Genomic DNA, 22,258 nt, shown 5'->3' on the forward strand with positions numbered 1-22,258 from the left:
CCCGATGGACTACCTGACCAGCAGCTTCAGGGCCGTCCGGTTGGCCGTGTCACGCCCGGCCGCGAACTCGGCCGGCGTGAAGACCGGGGTCCGCAGGTCCGGCGGGAGGCCGGGTCCGTCGTAGCTCTTCCGGTCCCGGGTGCGGAACTCCTCGTTCGGCACGATGAACTGCCAGCCGTTCGGCAGCGTCCGGACCAGTACGTCGGAGAAGACGCCCTGGGTGTTCTGGCCGATCCGGATCGGTCGCGGCGTGCGGTTGGCCATCGCCTGGGTGAAGGTCTCGCCGGCGCTCATCTGCGAGCCGCTGGTCAGGATCGTGATCGGTCCGGTGTACTTCGTCCGCTCGGACGGGTGGACGAACAGCGGCTGGGCAGTGGTGAACGCGGCCGGGTCGGACGGGTCGTTGCGAGCCCGCTTGCTGTAGGCGAAGAACCGCTTGCCGGTGAGTCGCGACGCCAGGTCGAGGCCGAGCTGGTCGGAGCCGCCACCGTTGATCCGCAGATCGATGATCAGGCCGCGCAGGCTCCTCGCCCGCTGCTCGGTGAGGATCTGGTCGAGCGTGTCGTCGAGGATCTTCCGCTCGGCGTTGTAGTCGGGCACGTCGCCGTAGCCCAGGAACGCGATCACCCGGAGGTAGCCGACGCGGCCCGGCAGATCGGCGTACCCGATCCGGTCGTTCGCGTACGACGTGAAGCGCGCACCCTTCAGCGTCGCCTTCTCGATGTACGGCCGGATCCGCGCCTCGAGTTCCTCCGTCGGCAAGGTGGTGCCCGGCCGGACGCCGGGAAAGCTCCTGGTCTCGCTGCGGAGCGCGGTGTGCGCGTCACCGAGCGGCTTGATCATCGCGGTCAGCAGGTCGAACAACGCGTCCTCGGACATGGTCGGCTTCACCTGTGGCCGATAGGTGGCACGGACCTTGTCCCAGTCGATGCCCTTGGCCCGGAAGAACGGGTAGTTCTCGGCGTACGTCGACCAGAACTGGTCGAAGACGGCGAGCGGCCCGGTGGCGCCGGGCACCGTGCAGAGCCGTGGGAGTTTCGCCAGCCGATGCAGGTGTTTGCTGCCGACGTTGCCCTCGACCCGCATCACCGCGCGGTCCCGGCGGCCGCGGAAGGTGAAGGCCTGCTGCTCGTCGGCGGTGAAGCGATCGCCGGACCGGGTGTACACGGCGGCCGGCGTACAGCTGATCGAGGTGGTCGAGGTGGTCGAGAACAGCCTGGCCTTACCGTTGTCAATAGCAACGACCGTGCCGTAGCCGTCCATCCGCCAGATACCGTCCGTGGAGGTTGCGGCACTGGCTGCCGACGGAACCGACAGCGGCGCCACAGCGAGTCCGGCGACGATCCCGACCGCCACCAGGGCCCTGCGCGCGGGGCGCAACGAGGTGATGTTCATGCGGGCAACTCTGGTCCGTCGCCACGGCCCCGGACAGGGAGCGACCACTACGCCAGGGGTAGGCCTACCTCCACTACTTCGCCAGTCCCAGCGGCGTCGCGCTGACCACCAGGTTCTTCTCGTAGCCGCCCCGAGCCCGATCGTAGGCACCCGTGCACGTGATCAGTACCAGCCGATGGTCACCGGTCTGGTCGAACGCGCCGCTCTCCGTCGCCAGTGCGCCCTTCAGCACCGAGGTCACCGAGTCCACCCGGTACGACGCACTGTGGTCGCCGCCGCGCAGTACGACGACCTCGCCCGGCTTGGCCTTCAGCAGCCGCGCGAAGAACCCGACCCCCTCCTTGGCGGAGTCGACGTGTCCCGCGATCACCACCGAGCCGAACGGATCACCCGCCTGCGCTCCACCGTCCCACCAGCCGACCCGCCGAACGTGCTCCGGTACGACGAGTTGGCCGCCGACCGTAGCCGCGGGCAGGACATCGGCCCGAGCGCCACCCGGCAGGACGAGCTCCGTCGGCACGAACCTGACCCGCTGGCTCGCGGCCGGCGTACCGACTCTGCCCGGCGGCACCTCGCCGGGCAGCACGGACGACGACGGCTCCGGCTGACCTGCAGCCGGAGTACCGCCGTCATTCGCACCAGCACTCGGGACCGCCTCGTTCACTTGCGCGGCGCACCCCTCCAGGGCCACGCAGCCGAACAACAACAGTCCGAGCAAGATCCGCTTCAGCGACGTACCGCCTTGCTGACCGTCACGGTCAGCGCCAGGGCGCCCGCGAGCAGCAGAAGGACCAGCGGCAGCGCCGGGCCCTGCCGTTCCCCGGTCAGGCCGAGCTCGGCGGCCTGGCCGCCGGTGCCGGTGTTGACCAAGCCGGGCTTGTCGCTCCCGGCGCCGGGCAGTTTCAGCGTCGCGACCGCGACATTCATGGTCTTCGAAGTCGGCTCGCCGACCGCGAAAACGCGGGTCAGATATCCGGCCCGGACCGGCAGGTCCAAGGGGCCGAGAACAACCGGCGTGGTCGTGCCGGCCGGCACGATATCGACCTGGTAGGTATCGGCCGGAACGACTACGTCGAGTGATTCCCCGTTCGCCACGTTGGCAAATAGCACCTTGCCGTTCACCCGGATGTCGGCCGGCCCGACCGCGGCGGTGTGCGCGACCCGGACCGCACCCTTGTCCCGCGGCACGGCGGTCAGCTTGTTGACATAGGTGGTGATCACCGGAGCTGCCGTCGGCGACGCCGGACGGTGGATGACGACGTCCAGGTTGTTGTCCACGGCCACCGTCACCTGCCGCTCGAGGACCACCTTTCCGCCTTCCTTCGCAGTGATCCTGCGAGCACCGGCTGCCACGGTCAGCGGGCCGACGACCTCGGTCGCTTTGACGCCCGAGGCAACCGTCCTGCCGTCGACAGCGATGTCGACGGTCCGTCCGGGCAGCCCCTGGATCACGTGCAGTACGCCGGTGCCGGCCGCCTGAGCCGGCACCGCAACCAGCGCGCCGAGGCCTGCGACGGTCACCGCCAGCACGACCGAAATCACTGTGCGAAATCGCGGACCTGGCATTCTCGATAATATTGTCCTGATTTTGTCAGGCCTGAGGACAACTCTTGGAGATTGCCCGGACACGCTGCGTTTCCGCATTTTCCCATCCCTTCGGGGAATGCATAAGTATTTGCCTCGAAAGGCGAATTCCGGCGTATCGTATGCGGAAGTTGATCCGGCCACCAGAGGAAGTGTCCGGGTCCGGTGGGGGGCGGTGCCGCATGTCCGCACGCAGATCGATCCACAGTCCGGTGACGGCCCTGGCCGCACTGGTGCTGGGGCTCGGTGTGATCGCAGGCTGTTCAGCGAACGAACAGGCTGGTACTCCGGTCGCGCCCAGCCCGGGCCCGCTGGCCAACGGTGGCGGGGCAGCACCGGTTCAGCCGGCGCCGACGGCAGAGGGACCAGGGCTGACCGCGCCCGGCATCCACCTGGCCGCCGTACCGCGAGGTGACGGCAGTTTCGACATCACCGAGGACGTCGTACTGCGCTCGGAGGTCACGCTCGTCCGTCTGGAGTTGCCGCCCTCGGCAGAGCGCCTGGTCGGGATGATGCGCAAGACCCGGCCGGTCGCGACCAGCCTGAAGGTGACTGCCGACGATGAGCAGGCACTGGAGACAACGCAACTGGCCGCGGCCCGCGAACTGACGCTGCCGGTCGCCGCGACGCGCTTCCGCCTGGTCTACCGGCTGTCCGGGTCGAGCGTGCGCAGCCTGCCGTCCGAGGCCGGACGCGCATCCGCCGCGATCAGGCCGCTGACGGCCGGTGTCGACGGCACCCTGCCGACGAACTTCCGGATCTCGGGCGGCGGCCTGCTCAACGCGAGCTGCCCCGAGCGGACCGAGACCCGTTGCGCCGTAGGCGAGCCACCCGGCCTCGGCATCCAGCAGGGCATCCCCGCCGACCAGGCTCTCGCAGTACTGCAGCTGAATCTTCCCATGCAACCCTGACCTCCGCTGCGGACCGCTCCGGGCGACTGTTTTGAAGCGCTTAGGCTGTAGCCATGGTGGACGCGCGGCCTGAGGCTCGAATCGCATTCGGTACCGCCCGGGCCCGGTGGGTGCTGGCCGCCACCGCCCTGGGCTCCGGGATGGCCTTCCTGGACGGCACGGTCGTCAATGTCGCACTCCCCTCCATGGGCGAGGACCTCGGTGCCGAGATCTCCGGCCTGCAGTGGATCGTCAACGGCTACCTGCTGATGCTGGCCTCGCTGATCCTGCTCAGCGGCTCGCTCGGCGATCGCCTCGGCCGCCGCCGCACCTACATCGCCGGCGTCGTCTGGTTCGCGATCGCCTCGCTGATCTGCGCGATCGCACCGAACGTGGAGGTGATGATCGCCGGCCGCATCCTGCAGGGCATCGGCGGCGCGCTCCTCACCCCCGGCAGCCTCGCCATCCTGCAGACCAGCTTCCGGCCGTCCGACCGCGCCAAGGCGGTCGGCACCTGGTCCGGCCTCACCTCGGTCGCCGCGGCGGTCGGACCGTTCGTCGGCGGCTCTCTGGTGGACAGCGGCTCCTGGCGCTGGATCTTCGTCATCAACCTGCCGATCGCCGCGGCCACCGTGCTGGTCACCCTGCGGCACGTACCGGAGACCCGCGACGAGACCGCGACCGGCAAGCTCGACGTCGCCGGTGCCGCCCTGGCGACGATCGGCCTGGCCGGATTCACCTTCGGCCTGATCAGCGCCGGCGACCGAGGCTTCGGTGACGCGCTGGTGCTGACCACCTTGGCGATCGGCCTCCTCGGCCTCGTGGCTTTCGTCGAGGTCGAGCGCCGCAGCTCGCACCCGATGCTGCCGCCGGGAATCTTCGGCAACCTGCGGTTCACCGGTGCCAACCTGGTCACCGTCGCCGTCTACAGCGCCCTCGGTACGGCCACCTTCCTGCTGGTCGTCTACCTCCAGACCGCCCTCGGGTACGACGCCCTGACGGCGGGCGCCTCGCTGCTGCCGATGACGCTGCTGATGCTGGGCCTGTCCGGCTACGCCGGCGCCTTGTCGGAGAAGATCGGCGCTCGCATCCACATGACGGTCGGCCCGCTGTTCATGGCCGGTGGTTTCCTGCTGATGATGCGGGTCGAGCCGGGCGCGAAGTACCTCACCGCGGTCCTGCCGTCCGTCGTCGTTCTCGGCATCGGCCTGGTGTGCACGGTGGCTCCCCTGACGGCCACCGTGCTGTCCGCGGTCGAGGACGACCACGCCGGGGTCGCCTCCGGCGTCAACAACGCCATCGCCCGTACCGCGCAACTACTAGCGGTCGCCGCGATCCCGTTGGCGGCAGGCATCACCGGCGACTCGTACCGGGATCCCGCCGCCTTCAGTGACGGGTTCCGGACGGCCATGTGGATCTCCGCCGGTCTCGCCGTGGCCGGCGCGGTACTGGCCTGGGTGACGCTTGCCCCGCGCAAGGATCCGGGTCGGCCGGTGGACCAGCAGAACTACCCGCACTGCTCGCTGGTCTCACCGCCTCCGCCGAGCGCGACTACGACACCGTGAAGGTCCGCGACATCCCGGTGAACGGCGTGATCGTGCCGTTCAGCGCCTTCGAGTCCCCGTGGTGGAGGATCCGGTAAGTACCGGGTTCGGTCGCCTTCCAGGTGATCGTGGCCTTCGAATCGGCCACTCCGGTGCGCGCCCACTGGTAGCGGGTGTCCCAGTCACCATCGTCGGCGACTCGTTGCCACTGGCCACCGACCTGCCGCTGCACCTCGAGGAACGTGCCGTTGCGGTGCAGGTTGTTCTTCGGGTGACCGGTCACGAAGGAGACCGCCACGGTCGCGCCCCGCTGGTACTGCGGTGCGGCGTCGGTCAGCACCTGGCCGAACGACTTGAACAACGGCGGGCTGTCGAACACCACTCCGGTCTGCAGATTGAGCTCCGCGGTGGCCGGCTTCGGGGGATGCGTTCCCGCCGCGACCGGCGTACCGGCTTCGAGTGCTCTGGCCAGCCCCGCGAACTCCTGCTGGTACGCCGGCAGCGTGTACTTGCCGAACAGCGTCGAGCCACCCTCGTACTGCTGGAGCTGGTACTCCTCCGGGGTCGTCACGTACTGGCTGTAGGCGTTCGCGTAGCCCTGGATCAACACGTTCTCCAGCGGTACGCCGACCTCCGCCGCCACCGTACGCCGAAGCCGCAGGCCGGCCACGATGGTCACCTCACCCGGCACCGCGACCAGGTAGAACTGGCCGAGCTTCACCAGCTGGATCGGCACGATGTCGGGCGTGGCCTGCAGCAACCCGGTCGGCACCGCGGCGAGCTTCGGCGACTGGCAGCTGATCAGCCACGGCGGGACGTCGACGTTGAAAGGCTTGAGCAGCTCGAAGAACGGGTTCGTCACGCCCTCGGGGATGATCGCGATCCCGGGCCCGTCCTCGACGCTGCCGGCCAGGGTCGAGGCACCGACCACGCCCGGGCAGGTGCGATGCGGCTGACCGTCCGGCGTGTACTGCGGGGCGACCTGGACAGCCGACATGTCGACATATCGCATCCGGGCGTCGATGCTGCCGGTGATCGTTGCCCGAGGCCCGTTGTAGGCCTGGGCCGCGGCCTGCTGCTGGCGGTCGCCGAGGATCTGCTCGTTCAGCAGCGGGTCCTCGGTCGGGCCGGAACCCGCCCGGAGGTTGAGGTTCGGCGACATGTCACCGGCGTTGGTGTTGGGGAACGCGGCGACGAAGCCCTGGCTCTCGTCGAGGTACCGCACGCCCTTCTCGTCGTGCTCCCAGCGATAGGCGGCGTAGCCCTTGTTGTCCGGGCTGATCAGCGTGTTCTCGTTGGTGATCGAGGTCGCGTGGGTGGCGAACCAGCTGATCGCGCCGATCTCGTTGCCGCCCTGCTGGAAGCGCAGTACGGTCACCGCCGGGTCGATCGCCTGCGGGAACGCGGCCCGGTCGGCGGCCGGGTTCTGCTCGAAGGCGACCCGGGACCTGTTCACGCTCGCGTTGGTCAGGGTCGACCGGCCGAGGCTGATGGTGCCCGGGGCGAGATTCTGGTGCGCCTCGGTGACCGCTTCGACGGTGGCGTCGAAGGCCTGCTTCTGGAAGCCGAGGATGGACAGGTTGTAGGCCAGGTTGTGCGACTGGCCGCCCGGCCCGCTGTGCGTGTGAGTTGCCGAGAGCAACAAGTTGCGGGTGGTGTAGAGCGTGCCGTACTTCGCCTGCAGCTTGGCCAGTACCGCGTCCCGTTGCGCCTGGAAGATCATCCCCAGGTCGGCGTTCACGTAGGCCACCCGCTGACCGCTCGCCTGCTCGACGGTCACGAACGCCCGGGCCCGCAACCGCTGGTGCAGGCCGGTGGTGTTCTGGCCGAACTTCGAGTAGCCCATCATCCCGTTCTCGGCGGCCGGCCCGGTGACGTCGGAGATCCCCCGGCCGACCAGGTACGGCGAGTCGGCCGCCTGGGCGGGAACGGTCCGATCGACGCTCACCACCCCGATGGCGACGAGCGCGAGAGCTAGTACGGCGACGAGCGGGCGGGGGCGGCGCATGGCGTCTCCTTCTGCACGGACGAAAGCTGAGCCAAATTCATCTTCATCGGAGAGTACTGGGCTGCTCGCGCACTGTGAAGACCTGCTATTTAACACACTCGTGTCGTATGGTGCTCCGCATGACCTGGTTGCGAGCCGCTCTCGGCACCCTCGCCATGGCTTTGGCACTCGGCACGGCCTCGACCGCCGGTACTGCGCTTGCGGACGCTCCGACGTGGCTCGAGCGCTTGCTGCCCGCCCTGCTTTGCGCGGCAATCGCAGTACTGCTGATCCGGCCTTGGCGGCGCAGATCGGAGTTGGGCCTGACCGGTGGCCTGCGCCCGTTTCTGATCGGGTTCGCCGTCACCGGCGGCAGCGCGGCCCTGATGCTGGGCAGCGGCACTGCACTTGGCTGGTTCAGATGGGGTTCGTTCGATCTCTCGGCGGTGCTGCTCTTCCTGCTGACCAATGCCGTCATCGCCTTGCTCTTGGAGGCCATCCCCGAAGAGCTGACGTTGCGCGGCCACACCTACAGCACCCTGCGCGCCGTACACCGTCCTTGGATCGCGGCCACCGGCACCACTTTCCTGTTCCTGCTGGCGCCAGGGCTGGCCAGCGTGGTCCAGTCCGTCCTCAGTCGTCTGATCGGCGTCGCCGCGCCGGCTCCCAGCCTCGCGCCACCGGGTGAGGACCCGATCAGCTACTTCGTCCTGCTCACCGTCTTCGGCTTCACCCTGATCGCCGCCCGCACCTGCACCGGCTCCCTGTACGCGAGCATCGCCACTCACCTCACCTTCCTGACCGTCAACCGCCTGACCCTTTTCGGTGCCGACCGCGACGCAGGATGGTCCGCGGAGACGACCACCCCCGATGCGGTCCTGCTCATCCCCGGCTACCTGTTGCTCGCGACGGCCGGCTATCTCGTGATCAAGCGCTCGAACGCGCGTCGCCGGTTTGGCGGGCCGCCGGAACGGTGAAACTGGTAACGATTGCTGTCGAGGCACCGCCCCGTGCCGTCGGCAGCACGTCGCCGTGTGGAGGGGGTCGGGCCTTGGACTTCTCGGTGCTCGCTGCGGACGACTGGGAGACTGTCCGGGACGTCCGGCTCCAAGCCCTCAAGGACTCTCCGGCCGCCTACATCTCCAGCTACGAAGCGACCGCGGCCCGAACGGAGGCCGACTGGCGGCAGACCTTCGCCGACGGCCTCTGGATCGTCGCCCAACGAGGCTGCCGCATCATCGGGCTGGCGAGGTCCTTGCGGGTCGACGACCGGCCACCCGACGAACGGCACCTCGAATCGATCTGGGTCGATCCGCGGTACCGCCGCAGCGGCGTGATGCGGGCGATCCTGCGCTACCTGACCGAACTGGAGCCCGACGTCCACGTCTGGCTGTTGTGGGTGGTCGATCGCAATCTGGACGCACGCACGGTCTACGAGCGGCTGGGCTTCCGCGCCACCGGCGAGCGTCAGCTACTGACCGACGAGTCCGGCCGCACGGAGCTTCGGCTGAAACGGAGCACGCTTCCGGCTCCCTGACGAGCTCCCGTAGCCGCAGCGAATCGGCTGGGCGAGCCCGAGCTCGTCGAAGGCGTCCCGTTCGCTGAGTCCCGTGGCACTTCTGGCCATCAGGTACTGCCAGTCGTGTTCGTCGGCCCGCCAGCGCTGGATGAACTCGACACAGTCGGCCGGTGTGATCTGCTGGAGGTACTTCTCCGCGTAGCGCAGGGATTCGAGCGCCTGCAGTCCCCGCCGGTACTTCGTCGCGTCAGCGGTGGCCTGCAGCTTCTCGAGTTCTTCCGCGGTCTGGGTGATCATCTCGTGGCGTGCTTCGCTGAAGCGTTGCCAGTGGCTGTGGCCCGCCGCCGCCAGCTGCTCGGAGAAACTCAGGCCCTGGGTGCTCTCGAACAACGCATAGAGCCCTTCGGCCAGCAGATCACCGAACTCCTCCCGCGCCGCCCGCAGCGGGTCGGCGAACGGCTTGTACTCGTCCTGCCGGACCTCACCGATCTTCGCCAGCGACCGCTGAGCGGCATAGCGGGAGAAGAAGAACCAGTCCTCGTTGTAGACGTCGGGGAAGTACGGGAAGTCGGGGTGCTGGGTGTTGACCCCGAGCACGGCCCCACTGACGAAGACGTCCTGACTGAAGCCGGCCTCACGGCGGGCGTGGCAGACCACGGAGTTGTCGGGGAACTCCCGGCTCGCCATCGACACCACCGGGTGGCTGTCGAGATAGCCGACCAGCCGATCGACCTGCGGCGTACGGATCTGTGAGATGTCGTCGTCGACGAAGAGGATCTTGCGCCAGCCGCGCAGCCGGGCCAGGCGCAGGCCGAGATTGCGTTTGACGCTGAGATCGCTCGATCGGCCCGCGCTGAGTTCCTTGAACCGCTGGTGGGAGGTCAGCTGGGAGGCCGACGACAGCAACTGGTGGCTGTCGTCGACCTGGACGACCAGCGCCTGGGCGCCGAAGGTCTTGTTCACCCGGTCGGCGATGTTGTCCGCCTTGGCCTGCAGGCTGCAGAGGATGACCAGCGGCACCGAAAGTCTGGCCGACAGGTCGATCGCACTCTGCGGTACGGCGCGGGCGGCCGGGACGACGATCGCGTCGAGGCGGCTGCGCGTCGACGGAACCGATCCGGCCGAGACGTCCCGTAACAGTGAGGCGTGGGACTGGTGATGGCTGAGCTGGCGGCTCACCGGCCGGCCTGCGTCTCGTCCGGAGACCACTGGTACAGCCGGTTCTCGGCGATCTCCAGGTCGGGCGAGATCGCCTCGCCGTTCATCACCGGCACCCGCAGCAGCAGCGCGAACAGTCCGTCGGGGAACTCTCGGGAAAGGAAGGCCTCGTTGCGCTCCCGGACCGCGGCGTCGCTCAGCACCCGCACCGCTCCGAGCACACCCCGGCTGTAGATGCCGTTGCAGATGGTCACCGTGCGGCTGTGGTTGAAGGGGTTCCGGACCCGGGCCAGCAGCGCGACGTCCTCGGCCAGCTCGGTACCGTCGTCGAACTCCTCCCACAAGGGCCGGAAGTCACCGCCGCCGGGGCCGCTGGCTCTGAAGATCTCGCCTTCGTTCAGATCCTCCACCCCGACCTGGGAGACCGGCAGCTCGCTCAGCGTCTTGAGCAGCCGTTTGGTCACCTGGTTCCAGGCGATTCCACCGAGCACGACCACATGGCCGGACATGTCGTCGGCCACCACCTCGGAGGGCAGCCGGTGGTTCACCTTCAGATCCGGGTTGGAGGCGCGGATGTGGCCCCAGAGCTCGATCAGCGCGTCCAGGTCGGCGTACCGGTACATCCGGGTGAAGTTCGCGTGCGTCTCCGCGGCCAGCGGAGAGCGTCCCTCGACCGGCGCCTCGGGACAGATGATCGTGATCGGGCCGCTCTCGAAGTCCCAGGTGTAGGAGCCGCCAGGAGACGAACTCGGCCCGCCGCCCTGGCCCCGCACCGCGTCGCGGAGGGCGATCAGGTCGTGGTGCAGAGCGTGGAAGTTCGTCCGCTCCTCCGGCGTCAACTGGTTCTCGGGGATCAGGTGCGGGGTGCCCTCGGTCGACCGGTCGGTACAGAAGAACAGCGCGTACGAGCGCAGCCGGTCGGCCGGCGGCAGCTTGGGATTGGTCAGCGACTCCCACGAACTGATGGTCGCCACGGCCACCCGGGAGTCGTCGCTGAGCGCCCGCGCGAGCATTGACTGCGTCAGCACGGGCTCTTGGTCGTCCCGCAGACCGCGGAGCCTCTTGGCGAGGCGGACGGCCTCTGACGAGGGGGCCACATTCACTCCCGAAAGTCGGCACCCGCACACGTCGCGGGCGCTGCACCGGTCACGCTACACCTATTTCCACCAGCAAATACCACTTCTACCACTGGTGTACTCAGCTGCGTGTTGGTCCTACCACCGGGAGAATCGGCCCTGTCGACGCCTGCACTGCCTTCGCTCGATCGGAGCTCTCAGTAGCGCAACACCCTCGATAAGTAATCGACGCGCCTTATATTGACCCGATTCCACCGGGGTTCTACCGTAGTACCTGAAACTGCGTGTTGCCAAGTGAAGCCATTCCTGAACCGTATCGCGGAATGGCCTTGGGGTCGCTGTTCACCTGTTGAGGCGTTCAAGCTGTCCCGTCCCTGGCGGGTGCGTTCGACGGAAGCGGGTGCTCATGACCAGGTCAGCTGTCAAGGCGCCGACGTACTCCGACCCGATCCTGCTGCTGGAGGCCGGCAACTGGCGGCACGCCTTCGGGCAGCTCCGTCAGGGCAACCTCTACGACGCCCGGCTGGGAGCCGATCTGCGCACCGTCGCCCGGGCCATGGGCTACCGGGCCGCCGGCAACCACAGCAAGGCATGGACCACGCTGGCCGTCGCGGCGAAAAGCCTTCGCGACCGGCAACGGAACCTGCCTGTCCTGCCCTTCAGGAACTCCGAGGTCGTCCAGCTCGCGCTGCCGCTCCGGCCGGAGCCGGGCCATCCGGCCCAGGCCGCGTTCCGCACCATTCAGCTGATCTGCCGCGAGCAGGGTGAGCTGAGGCTGCTGCGGCGGCGAGCCGGCGACTGCCCGGAGGGCCTGACGGAGGACCAGCACATCCTGGTCCTCGCAACCGTCGAGTACCTCACCTGGGTCGACGCCGACCCGGGGACCTGGCAGCCGCAGACGCCGCCGGACGAAGAGGGCGCGGCGGTCGAGGACCGGATCTCCGAATTCATCGACCGCCGCCGGGAGGCCTTGCTGCGCAGCGCCACCGACGTACGCCGGCTGTCCCGCCCGACTGCGGGCGAGATGACCCGCGCGGTCTGGGACCGGGCCGGCCAGTACCGCGGACTGCGTGGACTGGCCCTGACCGAGCTCTCCCAGCGCGGTCGACCCGCCTGGGTGGAGCCTGCCCTCGCCGACCTGTTGCCCGCGCGGGTCTGGGCCCTGAACGCCTGGATGGCAGCGCAGGCACTTCAGAACAGCGAAGCCTTTACGTGGTCTTTACGAGGCAACGGTTGAGTTCTAACCTTTGGGAACAAACTGCTTGCTTCACAGTGACCGGGCGGCGCGAGAGTGAGGTCCCCATGATTGCCTTCGTGACCGCGCCGGAGAGCACGGACCGCGGCGCCTCGCCCGAAATCCTCGTCACCACAGGGGAATCCGACGATCTGGTCGAGCCGACCTCGATCGGGACCGGGATCAGCGTGAGCGTCGATCTGGCCGGACCACACCACTGGCGCTCCGTCTCGATCGCTCGCTGGGACGAGGCGGACCCGGCCCTGCTGGACTCCCTGATCGGCTCGGCGGCCAGGCAACGACTGGCCGGTCTGCGCGAGGAACTGCGCGCGGCGGGCGGTACTCGTCGCGAGTTCGAGCTGTCGTCGGCGCTCGCGGCGCCGAGTGTCTGGCTCAGGGTCGCGGTCCTCGACGCGCTGGACCGCTGGCTGCATCTCGAACTCGACCAGGCGTTGCTGGACGCCGAGCGCGGAGTCGCCCGGAGCCAGGCCGCGGCGACGCTGCCGCACGGTCCGCTGCGGGCACGACTCGTCGGCGAGGCACTGACGATCGCCCGGGAGGCCGCGATCGGGCTCTCCGCTCAGCTGTCCACGCTGGCCGACACTGCCTCGGCGGTTCCAGCGGATCTGTTCTCCGGCCTCGGGCGTCTGGTCAACGGCTATGCGACGCTGGCGCGAGAGGTTGCCAGCGGCCCCGAAAAGGAGCTGGCGGGTGTGGCGAAGGCCTGGCAGCGACTGAAGGGCCAGGTATCGATCGCCCACCGCCCGGGGGGCAGTTTCCTCAACGGCGCGGCGATCAACGGAGCGGCGACCCGGCCGCCTACCGACAGCCGGGCGCTGACCAGCCTGGTGGATCCGCGGCAGTTGCGGGCCCGACTGGTCGGTCCGGGTGCCGAGATCCGGCAGGAGTTGGTCAGCGGAGAATCCGGGCAAGGGGTGCTCGTCACCGTGCCCGCCTTCGGCCGACGGTTGCCGTCTGCAATCATCACCGACCGGCTGCTCGTTCGTCTCGTGGACAGCAAATCAGGCCAGGTGCACCAACCGGCGCTGCTGAACCTGATGACCGGCCGGGAGGCTGCCCTGCTCGGCTTCGACGTACCGGTCTTCGCTCGGGTGCTGCCGCTGCCTTCGACGTCCCCGGAGCACCTGCGCGCCGACATCTTCGACGCGGACAGCGAGCGAACGCCGGCGCGCGCCGACTCCGACAGCGGACTGCTAGGCGCCCTGCGGGCGGTCTCGACGCTTCGCACCAAGAGGATCGCGGCGGCCGCGGCCGGTCTCGACGGCGGTCCCGGCGAGCCCCTGGTGGCCGAACTGGCCGCCGTTCACGCGCAAGCCGGCTGACCTCGGTTCCGTGGAGGCGATGCCGTCCTGGCATCGTCCGGTGCGGATCCCCTACTGGGTATGGCCTACTGGGGTTTCGCCAGGTAGTGCGCCCGAAGTTCCTTGGGCAGGTGCTCGATCGCGTAGCGGAGCATGGTTCGCGGCATCCTGGCGGCATGCGTGTCGAGGAAGACGAAGAGGTCGTCGGGAGTGGTGCGCTTGGCGGCTTCGCGTAGCATCCAGCCGGAAGCCTTGTGGATCAGGTCCTCCGGGTCGTCCAGGACCAGTTCGGCCAGGGCGAAGGTGTCGGCGGTGCGGCCGGCCATGATCAGCTTGTGCGTCGCGACCAGCGCGATCCGGCGCTCCCAGAGGTTGCTAGAAGCAATCAGTTCGTACAGCGGATCGCGGGGACGGTCGAGCAACCGGGCCCCGACGATCTGCGCGGCGCTGCAGTCGACCAGGTCCCAGTTGTCGACGTACCTCGTGTTGCGGAGGTAGAGCTCGTAGATCGCCTGCAGTTCGGCGGGGTTCGCGGTACGGGGCTTGAGGGATCGGGTGGCGCGGTCGGCCAGCCAGCAGAGGATGGCCAGACGGTGCTCGTGGACAGGGTCGGCCAGCGCCTTCTCCACCTCGGGTAGCGGCAGCTCGAGGCGGAGGTACGGCTTCAGGAGGAGGCGCAGAGTGGACAACTTGACGCCGATCATCCGATCGCCATCACCGTAGCCGCCCGGTTTGACCTGGAAGTAGCGCGCGAGAATCTCGGCGGTCGCCGGATCCGCCGCCCGGTCGATCTCCCGGAGCAGGTCGTCGATCGCGCTCAGGTCAGAGTTCCTTCAGGAGTTGCCGCATCGTGGTGATCTCCTTGGACTGGGTGACGCTGACGTCCTGCGCCACCTCACCGACGCGGAGATCGGAGCCGTTCGCCGCCTGCCGGCCGCTCATCAGCACCGCTCCCTGATGATGCTTGATCATCAGGTTCAGGAACAGCTCGTCGAAGGCCCGGCCGCGGGTCTGTTGCAGCGTGGTGAGCTCGTCGCGGGTGGCCATCCCCGGCATCTTGGAGTGGTCCTCGTGCTGGACGTGCTCCAGGTCCGGCGGGGTCTGGCCCGCGGAGGTGAGCAGTTGCCGCATCGACTCGATCTCCGGCTTCTGGCCGACCCTGATCCGCTCGGCCAGCGCCTTGACCCGCGCGTTCTTGGCTGCGGTGGGCGCCCAGCCGGCCATCTGCAACGCCTGGGTGTGGTGGATCATCATGTCGCTCAGGAAGCTGGTGTCGTCCGGGTCGACGGTCCGCTCGACCTCCGGCAGGGCAGAGACCGTCCGGTTCGGACCGCCCGGCGTACCGGGCACGATCACCGGTGGGCCGGACGGGGTCGGCGCGGCCTGCGGCTCGGGATCGGAGCTGCAGCCGGCGAGCGGCAGGGCGAGCAGCAGCACGGCCATCGGCCGGCGATAGGCGGAAAAGTTCACCGAGTCCTCACTCCCAGTCGCAAATCGCTTCCGGACCGTGTCTATCACGCTTACCCTGAAGGGCCGAGAGAAATCTTCGAACAACTTCACGAAGGGACCGAGGCATGCGCATGGGCCGCCCCCGCACGCTCGCCAGTCTCACCTTTGGCCTCAGCCTGTTCGCCGTGCTGGTCGCCGGCAGCACCGCGAACGCCGAAGTACCGGCGCCACCGGACACCGGCGCCACGAAGAGCGACAACATCACCCACCTGGCCAGCGTGCCGCTGAGCGGGCCCCTGGCCGACGGGGTCCACACCGACATCGCGTTCGTCGGCAACCTCGCCTACGTCGGCAACTACGCCGGATTCGTGATCTACGACATCGGCAACCCGGCCCGGCCACGGCTGGTCAGCCAGGTGTCCTGCCCCGGCAGCCAGAACGACATCAGCGTCTCCGACGGGCTGCTGTTCCTCAGCACGGACTCCTCCCGCAGCGACAACTCCTGCCAGAGCGTGGCGCAGTCGGCCACGATCAAGGAGTCGTGGGAGGGGATCAAGATCTTCGACGTGAAGGACCCGGCGAACCCCCGGTTCGTCGCCGCCGTCGAGACGAGTTGCGGCTCGCACACGCACACGCTGGTCCCGGACCGGTCCAAGCGGGCGATCTACGTCTACAACTCGTCGTACAACCCGAACGCCACCTTCCCCGACTGTCAGCCGCCGAACGACAAGGTCGACATTGTCAAGGTGCCGATCAAGCACCCGGAGCAGGCAGCCGTGGTGGCTTCGCCGGTGCTGTTCCCGGACGGCGGCTTCCCGGGCGCTCCCAGCCCGGTCCCCGGCGGCCCGAACCGTAGCGCGACCAGTGGCTGCCACGACATCACCGCCTTCCCGTCGAAGGGCATCGCGGCCGCGGCCTGTATGGGCGACGGCGTACTGCTGGACATCTCCAAGCCGGAGCGGCCGAAGGTGCTGGACCGGATCCAGGACCCGAACTTCGCCTTCTGGCACGGTGCCACCTTCAACGCCGACGGCAGCAAGGTCGTCTTCATGGACGAACTCGGCGGCGGAGGCGGCGCGATGTGCAACGCCGAGGTCGGCCCGAACCGCGGGGCGACGGCGATCTTCGACATCAACCGGAAGAAGCTGGAGTTCCGCAGCTACTACAAGATCGACCGGCACCAGGCGGCCGGGGAGAACTGTGTCGCGCACAACGGCTCGCTGATCCCGGTCAAGGGCCGCGACCTGATGGTGCAGGCGTGGTACCAGGGCGGCTTCTCGGTCTGGGACTTCACCGACTCCGCCCACCCGAAGGAGATCGGGTACTTCGACCGTCCGCCGAACGAGCCGGCCTCCTTCGGCGGCTACTGGTCGGCGTACTACTACAACGGCCACATCTACGGCACCGAAACGGTCAAGGCCTTCGACGTCTTCCGGATCGACGACCGGCGGACCGACCCGGCCAAGCGGGTCCGGCTGAAGGAGCTGAACGTCCAGACTCAGCCCGCTTTCCGGTAAGCGGTTCCATCGCGCTCCGGGGTCCACCGGCCAACAACCGTTGTGACCCCGGAGCGTTCGGGCATACGGTGTACCAGGGCTGTTGTCCACCGCGCCAGGACCGACCGGCGTCGCGGGAGCACCCGGGGGAGAACAGCGTGACGAGCCAGCACGACGGCCTCGACGGCGAGATGATCCGGACCACGTTCGGCGCCGTCACCGAGCAGCACCAGCCCGGCGTTCTGGTGGTCCGGCTGTCCGGTGAGATCGACATCGCCACCACCGAGCCCGCGGCCGAGGCGATCCGGGCGGCGATCGCGCCACCGGCCCGGCTGGTGCTGATCGACGTGTCCGCGGTGACGTTCTGCAGTTCGGCGGGGCTGGGCAACCTGGTCGAGGCCCGGCAACTGGCCGGGCAGCATGGCATCGATCTCGCACTGGTCGGGGTCGGCCGGCCGGTGGACCGGCCGCTCACCATCACCGGTCTCGGTCGCGACTTCTCGATCTTCGCCTCGGTGGAAGACGCGCTGCAGAACCGCGAGCGCTGACGCCGCAGCCGGCGTGGTCGCGGCGTCGCGGCGGTACGGGCGGGCGCGGTACGCGGTACGAGCGGGCGCGGTACGCGGTAGAGGCAGGCGCGGTACGGGCGGGCGCGCAGCGGGCGGACGCGGTACGGGCGTAGCGGGCGAGCGCGGTACGGGCGGGCGGTCGCGGACCGTACGCGGTTCGGCGCAGCGGGCGGAGTACGGGGCGCTTGCAGGGTTGACGACGCCCGAGGAGGGGAACGCTGTGTGACTGCTGGTCCCTCACCGCGCGATGGCATCGTTGCCGCACGCGGAGGGTCCGGCAGCCTGGGGAGGGTGAGGTCGATGGGGCGAGGCAGTGCGTTGAAGATCAGGGTCCAGACCGTCGGGGAGGCGGTGCTGGTCAGCCCTTCGGGGACGCTGGAGCTCACCACCGCGCCACAGTTGCGCACGTTCCTGGCCCGGCGGCTGGCCGACCAGCCCGGCGCGGTGATCGTGCTGCTGCAGGACCTGGTGCTGGCCAAGTCGCACTCGCTCAGCGTCTTCACCACTCTGGCCCGGCAGGTCGCCGACTGGTCCGGCGTACCGTTGCTGCTGGTCACCGGCCGGAATCGCAGTCGCGAACTGCAGCGGCACTCGGAGCTGATCTCCCGTTTCATCCCCGTCCATCCCGACCTCGCGTCGGCGCTGGCGGCGATGCACAACCCGCCGGCCCGGCAGCTCAGCCGGCTCCGGCTGGCGCCCGAGCCGCACAGCGCGGCGACCGCGCGCCGGTTCGTCGCCTCGGTCTGTGAGTTGTGGCACTGCGAGGAGGTCGCCGAGGACGCGGTGGCGATCGTGTCCGAGCTGGTCGCCAACGTGGTCCGGCACGCGAAGACCGATGCCGATCTCCGGCTGGAGCTCCGGCGTCAGCGGCTGACCGTCAGCGTCGCCGACGGCAGTCCTCTCCTTCCCGTACGCCGCCCGCCGGGCGTTCGCGAGAACGGCCTCGGCCTCGGCATCGTGACCGCGTTGTCGAGCGCGTGGGGCGCCAGTCCGACCTCGAGCGGCGGGAAGGTCATCTGGGCCACGATCGGCCTGCGATCGCCGAACGCCCGGGTGGCGATCAACAACAGCTGGCGCAACGGTCTGTGACCGGACCCGCACGCTGCGCGGGCAATCGTGGTCCGAGCGGCATGCGTAGTCCAGCGCTCAGTGGTGCGGCGCTTTGCTCACGATGAAAGCCAATGAGGGTCTATTTGCCGATCGTGGCCCTACCATGACGCCTGTGAGCGGGGAAAACAGGAAGCAGCAGAGCCGGCCGACCGTGCAGGACGTCGCCCGGGAGGCCGGCGTTTCGCCGTCGACTGTGTCGCGCGCCCTGCACACCCGGGGGTACGCCTCGCCGGAGGTCCGTGAGCGGGTGCAGCAGGCGGCGCAGCGGCTCGGCTACGTGCCGAACCACATGGCCCGGAACCTGCGCAGCCGGACCTCGACCGCGATCGGCGTCCTGATCTCCGACCTGCGGAACCCGTTCTACGCCGATCTGGCCGCCGGGATCGAGGAGGTGCTGCGGCTCGAGGGGCACCAGATGATCCTGGTGAACGACAACGGCGACCCCGAAGAAGAGATGCACGCGGCCGAGACGCTGCTGGCCATGCAGGTCGCCGGAGTGATCGTCACCCCGGTCGCCGCGGCCTGCCCGAAGATGCTGCAGGACAACGGCATCCACGTCGTCTCCGCGGACCGGCAGCTCGGGCGCGGCGGCGACGCCGTACTGAGTGACAACAAGGCCGGTGCGCGAGAGCTCACCGAGCACCTGCTCGGGCTGGGGCACGAGCGGATCGGCCTGTTGATCGACGAGACCAAGTGGTCGACCGGAGCGGGCCGGCTGGCGGGGTTCCGGGCGGCGTACGAGGCGGCTGGGCTGGAGCTCGACGAAGACCTGATCGTCTTCACCAGCTTCGACGCCGCCGCGGCCAAGGAGACCACCCGCGAACTGCTCGACCAGCACGACGTGACCGCCATCCTGTCGGCGAACAACGTGCTGGCCCAGGGCGCGCTGGCCGAACTGAAGCGCCGGAGACTCCGGATACCGAACAAAATCAGCCTCGCCGCGTACGACGATGTTCCGTGGATGTCACTGGTTCAACCGGGGATCACCACGGTGGATCAGCACACAGTGGATCTGGGCCGTAGCTGTGCGCAACTGTTGCTGGCCAGAATCCGCGACGAACTGCCCGCACGGCGGCGAATTGTCCGGGTCGCGCCGCGTCTGGTGGTCCGCGGATCCACCGGTCCCGCTCCCAGAAACTGACTTTCTGGCGTACCACCGGCCTATGACACAACTCCATGTAGACCGGGTCATCGCCAGGCAGCTCGAACGTCACACCGAGGTCGCCTATGCGATGCACAGCCAGCTGGACGCGATCCAAGCGGTCGCCGACGAGCTCATCCGCCGACTCGACTCGGGCGGAGTGCTCTACACCTACGGCAACGGCGGGTCCGCTGCCGACGCACAACACCTGGTCGGTGAACTCATCGGCCGTTACCTGAGGGAACGGCGGCCGCTGCCGGCCGTCGCACTGGTCGGGGACGCAGCGGTGACGAGCTGCATCGCCAACGACTACGGGTACGAGGACGTCTTCTCCCGGCAGGTCCAGGCGCTGGTCCGGCCGGGAGACATGGTGGTCGGGTTCAGCACGTCCGGGACCTCACCGACCGTGGTGAAGGGTCTGGCCGCGGCTCGTTCGGCCGGGGCCTGCTCGGTGGCGTTCACCTCCCGGCGCGGGATCGGGCTGGCCGCGGCGGCCGACCTCGCGATCGTCGTACCGGCCGAGGAGACCGCCCGGATCCAGGAAATGCACCTCCTCGCCCTGCACATGGTCAGTGAACTCGTCGACCAGTGGGCGGCCGCCTTCTAGACCACCGGAGCCGAGCCGGGTGGAACGCCCCACCCGGCTCGTCCGGCTCGTCCGGCCCGCCCGGACGCCGTACTGCAATCTTCGATCGCGTCACCACCGCGTGTCCGGAACAGTTGATGCGATAGCGTCCTGTGTCCGGTACCGGGCACTTTGTCCGGAGAATGGCCTTTGTGAAGGAATGAGAATGGCTGAGAGCGCCAAGATCATCGTGGTGGTGCCCACCTACAACGAGCGGGAGAACCTGCCCGTCCTGGCGGCGCTGCTGTCCGACCTGAAGCTGCCCGGGCTGCAGATGCTGGTGGTCGACGACAACTCCCCCGACGGCACCGGCGACGTGGCCGACGAGCTGGCCAAGGCGTCCCCCGAGCAGGTCTCGGTGCTGCACCGGACGGAGAAGGACGGCCTCGGCCGCGCCTACATCGCCGGCATCAGCCGCGCGCTGGACGAGAACGCCGACATCGTCATCCAGATGGACGCCGACCTGTCCCACCCCGCCTCCGTGCTGCCGATCATGGTGGAAACCCTGCAGACCACCGACGCCGCCGTGGTGATCGGCTCCCGCTACGTCGAAGGCGGCTCCGCCGCGGCCGAATGGGCCTGGCACCGCCGCCTGCTGTCGGCCTTCGCGAACGTCTACGTGAACACGATCCTGCGCCTGCACGTCAAGGACGCCACCGCCGGCTTCAAGGCCTGGAAGGCCGACACCCTGCGGGCCATCGACGTCTCCACGATCCGCAGCAACGGCTACTCGTTCCAGGTCGAGATGAACTACCGCGCCGTCCGCCAGGGCAAGCGAATCGCGGAGGTTCCGATCCGCTTCGAAGAGCGGACTGTGGGGGCGTCGAAGATGAGCTTGAAGGTGCAGCTCGAGTCGGCGCTGATGCCGTGGAAGTTGCTGTTCAAGCGGTCTTGAGCTGAGGGTGGTTTCAGCCGCTCGGGCTTGGCGGGGCGGGTTCTCGCCGGGCGGGTTTTGGTGGGCAGCTTCTCGCCGGGCGGGTTTTGGTGGGCGCGTTCTCGCCGGGCGCGTTGTGGCCGGACGGATTGTTGGCGTGCGCGGCAGGCAGGCGGCTTGGCGGGCGCTCTAGCTCAGTAGGCGACCGGCTCAGAAGCTTACTGGCGGCCGCCTGACGGGCGTGCGGCCCGGCTGTGGCTTCGCTGGCGTGCATTGCAGCGATCCCTGGCGCGCTTCGCGGCTACTGGCCTACCGGCGCTCCTCTACGCCTGCCTGAGCGCTTACTGGTTCGTCTGCGTGACTTAACCGCCTGCCTGAGCGCCTACTGGCTCACCGGCGTGACTTAACCGCCTGCCTGAGCGCCTGGCTCGCATGCGTGACTTAACCGCCTGCTACGCGCGGCTCGGCGGGCGCGGCTCAGCACGGCTGAACCCTCCAGCTCCACCCCATACGCCGTGGCGGCCTCGCCGGGATCCCTCGACAGGCAGCTTGGTGGCGCGGCCACGTGCGTGAGTAAGTGCGACTCGGCGGGTTGGTGAGCGTGCGGCTCGGCGGCCTGCGGGTTCATTGGCGTGCATTCCAGCGATCCCCGACGTGCTTCGCGACTGCCGGCTCACCGGCGCTCCTCTGCGCCTGCCTGAGCGCCTACTGGCTCGCCTGCGTGACTCACGGCCTGCTGCGGCTGCTAACCGCCGTGAGCAGCGGCGTACCGGCGTACCGGCTCAGCCGTAACCCAACTCATGCAACCGCGCATCATCGATCCCGAAGTGATGCGCGATCTCATGCACCACGGTGATGTTCACCTCATCAACGACATCCTCGACCGTCTCGCAGATCTCCAACGTCGGATTGCGGTAAACGGTGATCCGATCCGGCAGCACCCCGCCGTAGTAGTGCCCGCGCTCGGTCAACGGAATGCCCTCGTAGATCCCGAGCAGATGCGGATCGCTCGCCGGCGCATCGTCCTCGACGAACACAGCCACATTGTCGATCAGCGCGGCCAACTCCGGCGGCACCTGATCCAGCGCCTCCGACACCAGCACCTCGAAATCAGCCCGGCTCATCTCGATCACCGCCCCAGCGTAGTGATGCGCTCCACACCACCTTCCGCCCACCACGTCCCGCCGTATGACGAAGCGCACATCCACGTCACCCACACCCTCCCCGCCCGCCTACATCCATCCCACCTACCCCCTCCCCACCCGCCTACGCCCACCCTCACGAC

Annotated in this window: 21 protein-coding genes; 12 read left to right on the forward strand and 9 right to left on the reverse strand. The window is 68.7% G+C overall.

The annotated features are described in order from the left end of the window. Nucleotides 1-9 precede the first annotated feature (9 nt). The 3 genes from OX958_RS33205 to OX958_RS33215 form a co-directional block, all read right to left on the reverse strand. Entirely contained in the window at nt 10-1,395 is a 1,386-nt protein-coding gene (locus OX958_RS33205; RefSeq protein WP_270134229.1) for a S41 family peptidase, read from the reverse strand. Between the two features lie 73 nt (nt 1,396-1,468). Then, nucleotides 1,469-2,059 (reverse strand): class F sortase, encoded by a 591-nt coding sequence (locus OX958_RS33210; RefSeq protein ID WP_270134230.1) that lies wholly within the window; start codon nt 2,057-2,059, stop codon nt 1,469-1,471. A 62-nt stretch (nt 2,060-2,121) separates the two neighbouring features. After that, entirely contained in the window at nt 2,122-3,039 is a 918-nt protein-coding gene (locus OX958_RS33215; protein ID WP_270134231.1) for a DUF4397 domain-containing protein, read from the reverse strand. A gap of 122 nt (nt 3,040-3,161) precedes the next feature. Here OX958_RS33215 and OX958_RS33220 point away from each other — a divergent pair, with 122 nt between their 5' ends. Further along, the gene (locus OX958_RS33220) at nt 3,162-3,890 is read left to right on the forward strand and encodes a hypothetical protein (protein ID WP_270134233.1); all 729 of its coding nucleotides are present in this window, start codon (nt 3,162-3,164) and stop codon (nt 3,888-3,890) included. A gap of 53 nt (nt 3,891-3,943) precedes the next feature. Continuing rightward, nucleotides 3,944-5,434, forward strand: a complete 1,491-nt coding sequence (locus OX958_RS33225) for an MFS transporter (protein WP_270134234.1) — start codon at nt 3,944-3,946, stop codon at nt 5,432-5,434. On the opposite strand, the gene OX958_RS33230 is transcribed toward OX958_RS33225, so the two are convergent. After that, nucleotides 5,421-7,421, reverse strand: coding sequence for a neutral/alkaline ceramidase (locus OX958_RS33230; RefSeq protein ID WP_270134235.1), 2,001 nt, complete (start codon nt 7,419-7,421; stop codon nt 5,421-5,423). The genes OX958_RS33225 and OX958_RS33230 overlap by 14 nt on opposite strands. Before the next feature lie 119 nt (nt 7,422-7,540). Here OX958_RS33230 and OX958_RS33235 point away from each other — a divergent pair, with 119 nt between their 5' ends. Both OX958_RS33235 and OX958_RS33240 read left to right on the forward strand, forming a co-directional pair. Continuing rightward, complete coding sequence (locus OX958_RS33235) at nt 7,541-8,377, forward strand: CPBP family glutamic-type intramembrane protease (protein WP_270134236.1); 837 nt, start codon at nt 7,541-7,543, stop codon at nt 8,375-8,377. 74 nt (nt 8,378-8,451) lie between these two features. Continuing rightward, nucleotides 8,452-8,937 carry a GNAT family N-acetyltransferase gene (locus OX958_RS33240; protein ID WP_270134237.1) on the forward strand — a complete coding sequence of 162 codons (486 nt, stop codon included), beginning with the start codon at nt 8,452-8,454 and terminating at the stop codon, nt 8,935-8,937. Here OX958_RS33240 and OX958_RS33245 read toward each other — a convergent pair. Both OX958_RS33245 and OX958_RS33250 read right to left on the reverse strand, forming a co-directional pair. Further along, the gene (locus OX958_RS33245) at nt 8,872-10,098 is read right to left on the reverse strand and encodes a hypothetical protein (RefSeq protein WP_270134238.1); all 1,227 of its coding nucleotides are present in this window, start codon (nt 10,096-10,098) and stop codon (nt 8,872-8,874) included. The genes OX958_RS33240 and OX958_RS33245 overlap by 66 nt on opposite strands. Then, a complete protein-coding gene (locus OX958_RS33250; RefSeq protein ID WP_270134239.1) occupies nt 10,095-11,105 on the reverse strand; it encodes a hypothetical protein in 1,011 nt (336 codons plus the stop codon). The genes OX958_RS33245 and OX958_RS33250 overlap by 4 nt, the downstream gene beginning before the upstream one ends. A 454-nt stretch (nt 11,106-11,559) precedes the next feature. On the opposite strand from OX958_RS33250, the gene OX958_RS33255 reads away from it, so the two are divergent. Both OX958_RS33255 and OX958_RS33260 read left to right on the forward strand, forming a co-directional pair. Beyond that, the gene (locus tag OX958_RS33255) at nt 11,560-12,390 is read left to right on the forward strand and encodes a hypothetical protein (protein WP_270134240.1); all 831 of its coding nucleotides are present in this window, start codon (nt 11,560-11,562) and stop codon (nt 12,388-12,390) included. Between the two features lie 65 nt (nt 12,391-12,455). After that, on the forward strand, nt 12,456-13,730 hold the full coding sequence (locus tag OX958_RS33260; protein WP_270134241.1) for a hypothetical protein: 1,275 nt from the start codon (nt 12,456-12,458) through the stop codon (nt 13,728-13,730). A gap of 65 nt (nt 13,731-13,795) precedes the next feature. Here the strand turns inward: OX958_RS33260 and OX958_RS33265 are convergent, their stop codons facing one another. Then, entirely contained in the window at nt 13,796-14,530 is a 735-nt protein-coding gene (locus tag OX958_RS33265) for a DNA alkylation repair protein (RefSeq protein ID WP_270139193.1), read from the reverse strand. A 1-nt stretch (nt 14,531) separates the two neighbouring features. Continuing rightward, a complete protein-coding gene (locus OX958_RS33270) occupies nt 14,532-15,179 on the reverse strand; it encodes a DUF305 domain-containing protein (RefSeq protein ID WP_270134242.1) in 648 nt (215 codons plus the stop codon). A gap of 104 nt (nt 15,180-15,283) precedes the next feature. Between OX958_RS33270 and OX958_RS33275 the strand changes: the two genes are divergently transcribed. The 6 genes from OX958_RS33275 (at nt 15,284) to OX958_RS33300 (ending at nt 20,994) form a co-directional block, all read left to right on the forward strand. Further along, nucleotides 15,284-16,675: an LVIVD repeat-containing protein gene (locus OX958_RS33275; RefSeq protein ID WP_270134244.1), complete on the forward strand. Its 1,392-nt coding sequence runs from the start codon at nt 15,284-15,286 to the stop codon at nt 16,673-16,675. Between the two features lie 137 nt (nt 16,676-16,812). Continuing rightward, a complete protein-coding gene (locus OX958_RS33280; RefSeq protein ID WP_270134246.1) occupies nt 16,813-17,202 on the forward strand; it encodes an STAS domain-containing protein in 390 nt (129 codons plus the stop codon). A gap of 321 nt (nt 17,203-17,523) precedes the next feature. Continuing rightward, nucleotides 17,524-18,312, forward strand: coding sequence for an ATP-binding protein (locus tag OX958_RS33285; protein ID WP_270134247.1), 789 nt, complete (start codon nt 17,524-17,526; stop codon nt 18,310-18,312). A gap of 124 nt (nt 18,313-18,436) precedes the next feature. Next, nucleotides 18,437-19,474, forward strand: a complete 1,038-nt coding sequence (locus tag OX958_RS33290) for a LacI family DNA-binding transcriptional regulator (protein ID WP_270134249.1) — start codon at nt 18,437-18,439, stop codon at nt 19,472-19,474. 22 nt (nt 19,475-19,496) lie between these two features. Next, nucleotides 19,497-20,081, forward strand: coding sequence for a D-sedoheptulose-7-phosphate isomerase (locus tag OX958_RS33295; RefSeq protein WP_270134251.1), 585 nt, complete (start codon nt 19,497-19,499; stop codon nt 20,079-20,081). 184 nt (nt 20,082-20,265) lie between these two features. Then, nucleotides 20,266-20,994 (forward strand): polyprenol monophosphomannose synthase, encoded by a 729-nt coding sequence (locus OX958_RS33300; protein ID WP_270134253.1) that lies wholly within the window; start codon nt 20,266-20,268, stop codon nt 20,992-20,994. A gap of 761 nt (nt 20,995-21,755) precedes the next feature. On the opposite strand, the gene OX958_RS33305 is transcribed toward OX958_RS33300, so the two are convergent. After that, on the reverse strand, nt 21,756-22,097 hold the full coding sequence (locus OX958_RS33305; RefSeq protein WP_442913301.1) for a metallopeptidase family protein: 342 nt from the start codon (nt 22,095-22,097) through the stop codon (nt 21,756-21,758). Between the last annotated feature and the right edge of the window lie 161 nt (nt 22,098-22,258).

The sequence above is a fragment of the Kribbella sp. CA-293567 genome, from assembly GCF_027627575.1.
Lineage (GTDB): Bacteria > Actinomycetota > Actinomycetes > Propionibacteriales > Kribbellaceae > Kribbella.